8 protein-coding genes are annotated in these 10,024 nt (G+C 59.1%); 3 read left to right on the top strand and 5 right to left on the bottom strand.

The window, feature by feature from the left end; translation table 11 throughout:
- Positions 1-159: 159 nt before the first annotated feature.
- The 5 genes from IAE50_RS22230 to IAE50_RS26180 form a co-directional block, all read right to left on the bottom strand.
- A complete protein-coding gene (locus IAE50_RS22230; RefSeq protein WP_200581316.1) occupies positions 160-1,797 on the bottom strand; it encodes a dihydroxyacetone kinase subunit DhaK in 1,638 nt (545 codons plus the stop codon).
- Between the two features lie 86 nt (positions 1,798-1,883).
- On the bottom strand, positions 1,884-2,375 hold the full coding sequence (locus tag IAE50_RS22225) for a hypothetical protein (protein ID WP_200581315.1): 492 nt from the start codon (positions 2,373-2,375) through the stop codon (positions 1,884-1,886).
- A 50-nt stretch (positions 2,376-2,425) separates the two neighbouring features.
- The gene (gene lptG / locus IAE50_RS22220; RefSeq protein WP_054804010.1) at positions 2,426-3,511 is read right to left on the bottom strand and encodes an LPS export ABC transporter permease LptG; all 1,086 of its coding nucleotides are present in this window, start codon (positions 3,509-3,511) and stop codon (positions 2,426-2,428) included.
- Positions 3,511-4,611: an LPS export ABC transporter permease LptF gene (gene lptF, locus IAE50_RS22215; protein WP_054804011.1), complete on the bottom strand. Its 1,101-nt coding sequence runs from the start codon at positions 4,609-4,611 to the stop codon at positions 3,511-3,513. Before lptF ends, lptG begins: the two co-directional genes overlap by 1 nt.
- Positions 4,612-4,674: 63 nt before the next feature.
- The gene (locus tag IAE50_RS26180) at positions 4,675-4,725 is read right to left on the bottom strand and encodes a hypothetical protein (RefSeq protein WP_216848985.1); all 51 of its coding nucleotides are present in this window, start codon (positions 4,723-4,725) and stop codon (positions 4,675-4,677) included.
- A 153-nt stretch (positions 4,726-4,878) separates the two neighbouring features.
- Here IAE50_RS26180 and pepA point away from each other — a divergent pair, with 153 nt between their 5' ends.
- From pepA to IAE50_RS22200, 3 genes are all read left to right on the top strand, one after another.
- Positions 4,879-6,390 carry a leucyl aminopeptidase gene (pepA, locus tag IAE50_RS22210; protein ID WP_023480432.1) on the top strand — a complete coding sequence of 504 codons (1,512 nt, stop codon included), beginning with the start codon at positions 4,879-4,881 and terminating at the stop codon, positions 6,388-6,390.
- Between the two features lie 206 nt (positions 6,391-6,596).
- Positions 6,597-7,040: a DNA polymerase III subunit chi gene (gene holC / locus IAE50_RS22205; RefSeq protein ID WP_023480242.1), complete on the top strand. Its 444-nt coding sequence runs from the start codon at positions 6,597-6,599 to the stop codon at positions 7,038-7,040.
- Positions 7,040-9,895: a valine--tRNA ligase gene (locus IAE50_RS22200; protein ID WP_200581314.1), complete on the top strand. Its 2,856-nt coding sequence runs from the start codon at positions 7,040-7,042 to the stop codon at positions 9,893-9,895. Before holC ends, IAE50_RS22200 begins: the two co-directional genes overlap by 1 nt.
- Positions 9,896-10,024: the final 129 nt, after the last annotated feature.

Below are 10,024 nucleotides of genomic sequence, written 5' to 3'. Positions count from 1 at the left end.
TCACGTAGGCCGGATAAGGCGAAGCCGCCATCCGGCATGCGCCGTTTCAGCCAGCCGTATAATCAGATGCCGTTTGAGCAGAGCGCACCATCACGTAGGCCGGATAAGGCGAAGCCGCCATCCGGCAACTGTGCCCGGTGAACCACCGGGCGCCTCTTCCTATTTCCCTATCGCGGCAAACACTTCGGCAATCGCTACTGCGCCGGGATCGGTCACGCCCTCAAGGTTCTCACTGTTGACGTAAGATGAACGCCCCGCGCCCGCTTTCTGCATGGTGGCGGTGCTCTCTGCCCCTTTCTGTGCGGCATCGATGGCAGCGGCTAATCCGCGATCGCGCAGGGCTTCCAGCGCCGGTTGGAGCGCATCGATCAGCGTGCGGTCGCCGAGATCCGCCCCGCCATAGTGTTTCATCTGCTTTAACCCCAGCAGCAGCGCGTCAGGCAACGGCGTGGCGTTATGCACCGCCTGGCCTGCGGCGGTAAAGAAGATCGACATCAACACGCCGCTGGAGCCGCCCATCACCGTCGCCAGCCGCTCGCCAGTCAGTTGTAGCAGCTGCGCGGTGTTGTTCAGCGGCAGCGCGTTCTGCTCCAGCAGGCGCTTGATCTCGCGCGCGCCTTCGGCAAAGGTCGAGCCGGTGTCGCCATCGCCTACTTTCGCATCCAGCGCGTTCAGGCGGTTTTCCAGGTCAATCAGCGTCTGTGCCGCGGTGCCGACCAGCGCTTTTACCTGCGGGTTATCGGAAGGCTCAATCTCCAGCCCGGTGTAGACGGCTTTGTGCGGCTGGGTTTTCATCGGCGCGAAGGCGACCGGTTTCTGCCAGCCGACGGTCTGCACTTCGGCGCAGAGCGCCTGCTCAAACTCATCCGTTAAACGTAACAGGGAAAGGGAGAAGCCTTTCATATCGAGCGAACTGACCAGCGGCGCGGGGCCAATCAGGTAGGCCAGTTGATCTTTCAGCGCCGAATGGGCCAGCTCTTTGGTCAGCAGTGCCATCTCCAGCGCCGAAACGCCACCGAGGTTGTTGATCAACACCGCCACGCGATCGTTACGTACCGCCGCGCGCAGCGGTTCGACCAGCGTATCGATCAGCGATTTGCTGTTATGGGTCTCAAGGGTACTCGCGCCCGGCTCGCCGTGAATGCCGAGGCCAAGCTCAACGTGGCCCTGCTGAATGCGCCCCTCTTCGCTGTCGCTGCCCGGCAGGTTGCAGCTCTCCATCGCCAGCCCGAGGCTGTAGACGTTGTCGCAGGCCTGCTTGGCGAGGTCGCGCACTTCGCTCAGGGATTTGCCCTGCTCTGCGGCGTAACCAGCAATTTTATGCACCAGCGCCGTGCCAGCGATGCCGCGCGGCTGTTTGTTGTCGGGCAGCGCGATGTCATCGGCGACAATCACCATCTCCACTTTCAGGCCGTAGCGTTTGGCCTTCTCGGCTGCGAGGCCGAAGTTGAGCCGGTCACCGGTGTAGTTTTTGACAATCAGCAGGCAGCCGCGATCGCCGGTTACCGCCACAATGGCGTTCAGCACCGCGTCTACGCTCGGTGAAGCAAAGAGATCGCCGCAGACGGCGGCGGTGAGCATGCCTTTACCGACAAACCCAGCGTGGGCCGGTTCATGGCCGGAGCCGCCGCCGGAGATAACCGCCACGCGGCTTTTATCCCAGTCGGCGCGGGCGACGATGCGGATCGCCAGATCGCTCTCAAGGCGTACAAGGTTGCCATGCGGGGCGGAGATCACCAGCCCTTCGATGGCGTCGTTGACCAGCTGTTTGCGGTCGTTGAAAAAGAATCTGGACATAATCTTCCGGGAGTGTAGTGAAACATCCCTCAAGCATAGCCCGCACCGGGCGCAGCGGGGCAAAGACCAGATTTTACTGAAAGGTATCAGGGCGTTGTACGGCCAAAACCGGCGTGGTAACCGTGGGTGTTACGCAGCTTGTCGAGGCGGTTGCCCTGCCAGAAGGTAACGGCGATAGCCAGCAGCAGCAGGCCGCCATGCAGGTACATCGCAAGGTGCGTATCGAGGAGGAAAAACCCGGCAATCACCGGCAGCAGCGCGCTCATCCAGAGCTGGTCGAGCAGGCTCTCTGCCGCGTTAAAACGTGCCAGCACGCGATCCGCCTGCGCCTCTTCGGGCGAGCCGCGGCGCACCGTACCAACGGCCTGCGCCAGCGCACCAGCACGGCAGATAAGCCACTGCACCAGCAGCAGCGCCAGCACCACCACCGCGGCTTCAAAAGCCAGCAGGGCGCTGTCGCCCGCAGCCGAGGTCAGCCACTGCCCGCTCAATACGGCCATGGTGAAAAGGGCGTTAAGGATGCCGAACAGCAGTGCGGTAGAGAAACGGAGCGCAAAGCGCCTGGCGAGGGAAAACATCGTGTGCTCCTTGCAAAAAAGAAGAGAGGCCGCAGCCTCTCTCTTGGGATTTACTGGCTCTTGCGTGACATCAGCCACAGGCTCAGCAGGAAGAACGACGCGCTTGGCAGCAGCGCCCCGACCACCGGCGGAATGCCGTAGACCAGCGTCAGAGGGCCGAAAATCTGATCCAGCACGTAGAAGACAAAGCCGAAGCTGATGCCGGTGATAACGCGTACGCCCATCGCCACGCTACGCAGCGGGCCAAAGATAAACGACAGCGCCATCAGCATCATCACCGCCACGGAGAGCGGCTGGAAGATTTTGCTCCACATATTGAGCTGGTAGCGCCCGGCGTCCTGGCCACTCGACTTCAGGTACTTCACGTAGTTGTGCAGGCCGCTGATGGAGAGCGCATCGGGATCGAGCGCCACCACACCGAGCTTGTCCGGCGTCAGGTTGGTTTTCCAGGTCCCGCTCACGGTCTGCGAGCCGGTCACCTGTTTCGGGTCGGTCAGGTTAGACTCGTCGACCTGCGACAGATTCCAGATTTTGTGCTCGGCGTCGAACTTCGCCGACGCGGCATAGCGCACCGACTGCAAACGGCGCTCTTTATTGAACGCATAGATACTGACGCCACCCAGCTCGGTGTCGCTCTTCACGCGTTCAATGTAAACAAAGTTACTGCCATCTTTCGCCCAAAGGCCAGACTGGGTCGAGAGCAGCGAGCCGCCGTACATCGACTGCGCACGCTGGTTACGCGCCATCTGCTCGCCCTGCGGCGCAACCCACTCGCCGATCGCCATGGTCAGCAGCACCAGCGGGATCGCGGTTTTCATCACCGCCAGCGCAACCTGCATACGGGTGAAGCCAGAGGCCTGCATTACCACCAGCTCGCTGCGCTGCGCCAGCATCCCCAGCCCAAGCAGTGCGCCAAGCAGCGCCGCCATCGGGAAGAAGATCTGGATATCTTTCGGCATGCTGAGCAGGGTATAGAGCCCTGCGCCGAGGGCATCGTAGCTACCCTGCCCGGCCTTTTTCAGCTGGTCGACAAACTTGATGATGCCCGAGAGCGACACCAGCATGAACAGGGTCATCATGATGGTGGTAAAAATGGTTTTACCGATATAGCGGTCGAGAACGCCAAAAGCCTGCATTATACCGCTCCTCTACGGGTAAAACGGGCACGAACCCGGCGCATCGGCACCGTATCCCACAGGTTCAGCACCACGGCCAGCGCCAGATAGAGCAGGTTAACCGCCCACATCCAGATCATCGGGTCGAGCTTCCCTTTCGCGCCATTGGAGCGCAGGGTGGTCTGCAACAGGAAGAAGATGAGATAGAGCAGCATCGCGGGCAGCATTGAGAGCACGCGGCCCTGACGCGGGTTGACCACGCTCAGCGGAACCACCATCAGCGCCATCATCACCACGGCGAAAATCAGCGTTAAACGCCAGTGCAGCTCGGCGCTTGCGCGCGGGTTGTCAGTATTGAACAGCGTACGCATGTTCATCTGCTCGGTATCCGTCGGATCAAGCGCCACGGCCTGATGACCAATAACGGCCTGGTAGTTCTGGAAATCGGTAATGCGGAAGTCGCGCAGCATCGCGGTGCCTTCAAAGCGCGTACCGCTGTTGAGGGTCACTACCTGCGAACCATCTTTATGCTGGGAGAGCTGCCCGGAGTCCGCCAGCACCACAGAAGGACGCGCGTTGCCTTTTGGACGCAGCTGGGCAAGGAAGACGTTGGTGAAGTTCTTACCATCCACGCCTTCGATAAAGAGCACCGAGTTGCCGTCCGTCGCCTGCTGGAACTGGCCCTGCGCCAGCGCCGCCATGCCAGGGTTGGCTTTGGCATCGGCCAGCACCTGATCCTGATGGCGCGAAGACCACGGCCCGGCCCACATCACGTTTACCGCCGCCACGACACCGGTAAACAGCGCCAGAACAAGCGCGGCTTTCACCAGCACCGCCCGGCTCAGGCCGCAGGCGTGCATCACCGTAATTTCACTTTCTGTATAAAGTTTACCCAGCGTCATCAACAGACCCAGGAAGAGGCTCAGCGGCAGGATAAGCTGCGCCATCTCTGGCACGCCAAGCCCGAGGAGAGAGAGAACGAGGTTCGTGGGGATTTCGCCGTCAGCGGCTGCGCCTAAAATCCTGACCAATTTCTGACAAAAGAAAATCAGAAGCAGGATGAATAGGATTGCAAGCTGGCTTTTCAGCGTCTCCCGCACCAGATATCTTGTGATTATCACTTTAATTACGCCCGTAAAAACCAGTCTTTTTCCTGGAAAATCGCTTGTTTCATGGCTTAAACGTCATTTATTCTCTTGAGTCGTCGAAATGATCGCTAAGATTAATATACTCAGCGGATACGTGCGTGAGACCCGATTCTGACGTGCCGAAACCGCAGTAACGTTAAGATTAACACGAAGTCACCGCAACAGCGGACCTGAGTTACGAAAGCTTGCAATTCTATCCGTAGCCGCCGCCGTTGTCTTTAAGATTCAGGAGCGTAGTGCATGGAGTTCAGTGTAAAAAGCGGTAGCCCGGAGAAACAGCGGAGTGCCTGCATCGTTGTTGGCGTCTTTGAACCGCGCCGGCTCTCTCCGATTGCCGAGCAGCTGGATAAAATCAGCGACGGTTATATCAGTGCGCTGCTGCGTCGCGGCGAACTGGAAGGCAAGCCGGGTCAAACCCTGCTGCTGCACCATGTGCCAAATGTGCTTTCCGAACGTATTTTGCTGATTGGTTGCGGAAAAGAGCGTGAATTGGATGAGCGTCAGTACAAGCAGGTCATTCAGAAAACCATCAATACGCTGAATGATACCGGCTCGATGGAAGCGGTCTGCTTCCTGACCGAACTGCACGTTAAAGGGCGCAACACTTACTGGAAAGTGCGCCAGGCCGTTGAGACGGCGAAAGAGACGCTCTACAGCTTCGATCAGCTGAAGACCACCAAAAGCGAGCCGCGTCGCCCGCTGCGTAAAATGGTCTTCAACGTGCCGACCCGTCGCGAGCTGACCAGCGGCGAGCGCGCGATCCAGCATGGTCTGGCGATCTCTGCCGGTATCAAAGCGGCGAAAGATCTCGGCAATATGCCGCCAAACATCTGTAACCCGGCCTATCTCGCCTCCCACGCGCGCCAGCTGGCGGATTCCTACAGCAAAAACGTCACCACCCGCGTGATTGGCGAACAGCAGATGCGCGAGCTGGGCATGTGCTCCTATCTCGCCGTCGGCCAGGGTTCGCAGAACGAATCCCTGATGTCGGTGATCGAGTACAAAGGCAACCCGTCTGAAGACGCGCGCCCGATTGTGCTGGTCGGCAAAGGGCTGACCTTCGACTCCGGCGGTATCTCCCTCAAGCCTGGCGAAGGCATGGATGAGATGAAGTACGACATGTGCGGCGCAGCGGCAGTGTATGGCGTGATGCGCATGGTGGCTGAACTGCAACTGCCGATCAACGTTACCGGCGTGCTGGCGGGCTGTGAAAACATGCCTGGCGGACGCGCGTACCGCCCGGGCGATGTGCTCACCACCATGTCCGGTCAGACGGTTGAAGTGTTGAACACCGACGCCGAAGGCCGCCTGGTGCTGTGCGATGTGCTGACCTACGTTGAGCGCTTCGAGCCGGAAGCGGTGATCGACGTGGCGACGTTAACCGGTGCCTGCGTGATTGCGCTGGGCCACCACATTACCGGTCTGCTGTCGAACCACAATCCGCTGGCTCACGAGCTGATTGGCGCGTCTGAGCAGGCGGGCGATCGCGCGTGGCGTCTGCCGATGAGCGATGAGTATCAGGAGCAGTTAGAGTCTAATTTTGCGGATATGGCGAATATCGGCGGCCGTCCTGGTGGTGCAATCACCGCAGGCTGCTTCCTCGCGCGCTTTACCCGCAAGTACAATTGGGCGCACCTGGACATCGCCGGTACCGCGTGGCGTTCCGGTAAAGCGAAAGGCGCCACCGGGCGTCCGGTCGCCATGCTGTCGCAGTTCCTGCTCAATCGCGCCGGATTTAACGGCGAAGAGTAAGCGTCGTCCGCGCCGGATTGATTGCCGGATGGCGCTACGCTTATCCGGCCTACAACAACCTCGCGCAATGTGGATCCTTTACCCTATGGATTTCGCGTTGCATCGCGGCGGCAACTGAGCAAATCCCAGGAGCATAGATAACTATGTGACTGGGGTATGCGAAGGCAGCCAACAAAGAGGCAGCGTGAAAGACGACGGGTAAAGATATGAAAAATGCGACTTTTTATTTACTGGACAATGACACCCAACAAGATGGTTTAAGCGCCGTCGAGCAGCTGGTGTGTGAGATTGCCGCAGAACGTTGGCGTCATGGCAAGCGCGTGCTGATCGCCTGCGTCGATGAGCAGCAGGCCATTCGTCTTGATGAAGCGCTGTGGGCGCGACCGGCGGAGAGTTTTGTGCCGCACAACCTGGCCGGTGAAGGCCCGCGCGGCGGTGCGCCGGTCGAGATTGCCTGGCCGGCGAAACGTAACAGCAGCCCGCGCGACATCTTAATCAGCCTGCGCGCGGAATTTGCAGATTTTGCCACCGCTTTCACAGAAGTGATAGACTTCGTCCCTCACGAAGACTCTCTGAAACAACTGGCTCGCGAACGCTATAAAGCCTACCGCGTGGCCGGTTTTAACCTGAACACGGCAACCTGGAAATAATGGAAAAGACATACAACCCCAAAGATATCGAACAGCCGCTGTACGAGCAGTGGGAAAAGCAGGGCTATTTCAAACCGAACGGTGATGAAAGCCAGGAAAGCTTCTGCATCATGATCCCGCCGCCGAACGTCACCGGCAGTTTGCATATGGGCCACGCCTTCCAGCAGACCATCATGGACACCATGATCCGCTACCAGCGCATGCAGGGGAAAAACACCCTCTGGCAGGCCGGTACTGACCACGCGGGTATCGCCACCCAGATGGTGGTGGAGCGTAAGATTGCCGCTGAAGAGGGTAAAACCCGCCACGATTACGGCCGCGACGCCTTTATCGACAAAATCTGGCAGTGGAAAGCGGAATCCGGCGGCACCATTACCCGCCAGATGCGCCGTCTCGGCAACTCCGTGGACTGGGAGCGCGAGCGCTTCACCATGGATGAAGGCCTCTCCAATGCCGTGAAAGAGGTGTTCGTCCGTCTCTACAAAGAGGATCTGATTTACCGTGGCAAACGCCTGGTAAACTGGGACCCGAAACTGCGCACTGCGATCTCCGATCTGGAAGTGGAAAACCGCGAGTCCAAAGGCTCGATGTGGCACATCCGCTACCCGCTGGCTGACGGCGCAAAAACCGCCGAAGGTAAAGATTACCTGGTGGTTGCCACTACCCGTCCGGAAACCCTGCTCGGCGATACCGGCGTCGCGGTAAACCCGGAAGATCCGCGCTACAAAGATCTGATTGGCAAATTCGTGCTGCTGCCGCTGGTTAACCGCCGTATTCCGATTGTTGGCGACGAACACGCCGATATGGAAAAAGGCACCGGCTGCGTGAAGATCACCCCGGCGCACGACTTTAACGACTACGAAGTGGGCCGTCGTCACGCCCTGCCGATGATCAACATTTTGACCTTCGACGGCGATATCCGCGAAAGCGCAGAAGTGTATGACACCAAAGGCAATGAATCCGACGTCTACGCCAGCGATATCCCGGCGGAGTTCCAGAAACTGGAGCGCTTTGCCGCGCGTAAAGCGATCGTTGCTGCCGTTGACGCCCTTGGCCTGCTGGAAGAGATCAAACCGCACGACCTGACCGTCCCGTATGGCGATCGCGGCGGCGTGGTGATCGAACCGATGCTCACCGATCAGTGGTACGTGCGCGCCGATGTGCTGGCGAAACCGGCCGTTGAAGCGGTCGAGAACGGCGATATCCAGTTTGTGCCGAAGCAGTATGAAAACATGTACTTCTCCTGGATGCGCGACATTCAGGACTGGTGTATCTCCCGCCAGCTGTGGTGGGGCCACCGCATTCCGGCGTGGTACGACAACGACGGCAACGTCTACGTTGGCCGCAGCGAAGAGGAAGTGCGCCAGGAGAACAACCTCTCTGCGGATGTCGCGCTGCGCCAGGACGACGACGTGCTCGACACGTGGTTCTCTTCCGCGCTGTGGACCTTCTCTACCCTCGGCTGGCCGGAAAACACCGACGCGCTGCGTCAGTTCCACCCGACCAGCGTGATGGTGAGCGGCTTCGACATCATCTTCTTCTGGATCGCGCGCATGATCATGATGACCATGCACTTCATCAAAGATGAGAACGGTAAACCGCAGGTGCCGTTCAAGACCGTCTATATGACCGGTCTTATCCGCGATGACGAAGGGCAGAAGATGTCGAAATCGAAAGGCAACGTTATCGATCCGCTGGATATGGTTGACGGTATTTCGCTGCCGGATCTGCTGGAAAAACGCACCGGTAACATGATGCAGCCGCAGCTGGCGGAAAAAATCCGCAAGCGCACCGAGAAGCAGTTCCCGGACGGCATCGAGCCACACGGCACCGACGCCCTGCGTTTCACCCTCGCGGCACTCGCCTCAACCGGCCGTGATATCAACTGGGATATGAAGCGCCTGGAAGGTTACCGTAACTTCTGTAACAAGCTGTGGAACGCCAGCCGCTTTGTGCTGATGAACACCGAAGAGCAGGATTGCGGCTTCAACGGCGGCGAAATGGTGCTGTCGCTGGCGGATCGCTGGATCCTCGCCGAGTTCAACCAGACCATCAAAGCGTACCGCGATGCGCTGGACAGCTACCGCTTCGATATTGCAGCCGGCATTCTGTATGAGTTCACCTGGAACCAGTTCTGCGACTGGTACCTGGAGCTGACCAAACCGGTGATGAACGGCGGTTCCGAAGCCGAGCTGCGCGGCACGCGCAACACGCTGGTAACGGTGCTGGAAGGTCTGCTGCGCCTGGCGCACCCGATCATTCCGTTTATCACTGAAACCATCTGGCAGCGCGTGAAAGTGCTGAAAGGCATTGATGCCGATACCATCATGCTGCAACCGTTCCCGAGCTTTGACGCCGCCCAGGTGGATGAGCAGGCCGTTGCCGATACCGAGTGGCTGAAGCAGGCGATCGTTGCGGTGCGTAATATCCGTGCCGAAATGAACATCGCGCCGGGTAAACCGCTTGAGCTGCTGCTGCGCAGCGCCAGCCCTGAAGCGCAGCGTCGTGTAAACGACAACCTGAGCTTCCTGAAGACGCTGGCGCGTCTGGAGAGCATCACGCTGCTCTCTGCCGACGAGAAAGGGCCGGTTTCGGTCACCAAGATCGTTGATGGCGCGGAGTTGCTGATCCCGATGGCCGGTCTTATCGACAAAGAGGCCGAGCTGGCGCGTCTGGCGAAAGAGGTGGCGAAGGTTGAGCAGGAGATTGGCCGCATCGAGAGCAAGCTGGGTAACGAAGGCTTTGTTGCCCGCGCGCCGGAAGCGGTGATTGCCAAAGAGCGTGAGAAGCTCGACGGCTATGCGCAGACCAAAGCGAAGCTGATTGAGCAGCAGGCGGTTATCGCCGCGCTGTAATCATCAGCACGAAAAAAAGCCGGGCATCGCGCCCGGCTTTTTTATTGGCTGCGGGATAACTCCCGCTGCTTTGTTAATTTGTAGGCCGGATAAGGCGTAGCCGCCATCCGGCATTTTCAACCGAACTCA

It is taken from the genome of Kosakonia sp. S42, from assembly GCF_016624785.1.
GTDB classification, from domain to species: domain Bacteria; phylum Pseudomonadota; class Gammaproteobacteria; order Enterobacterales; family Enterobacteriaceae; genus Kosakonia; species Kosakonia cowanii.
Note: the sequence above shows the minus strand (reverse complement) of the source record. Positions and strands in the feature narration are given on the sequence as shown.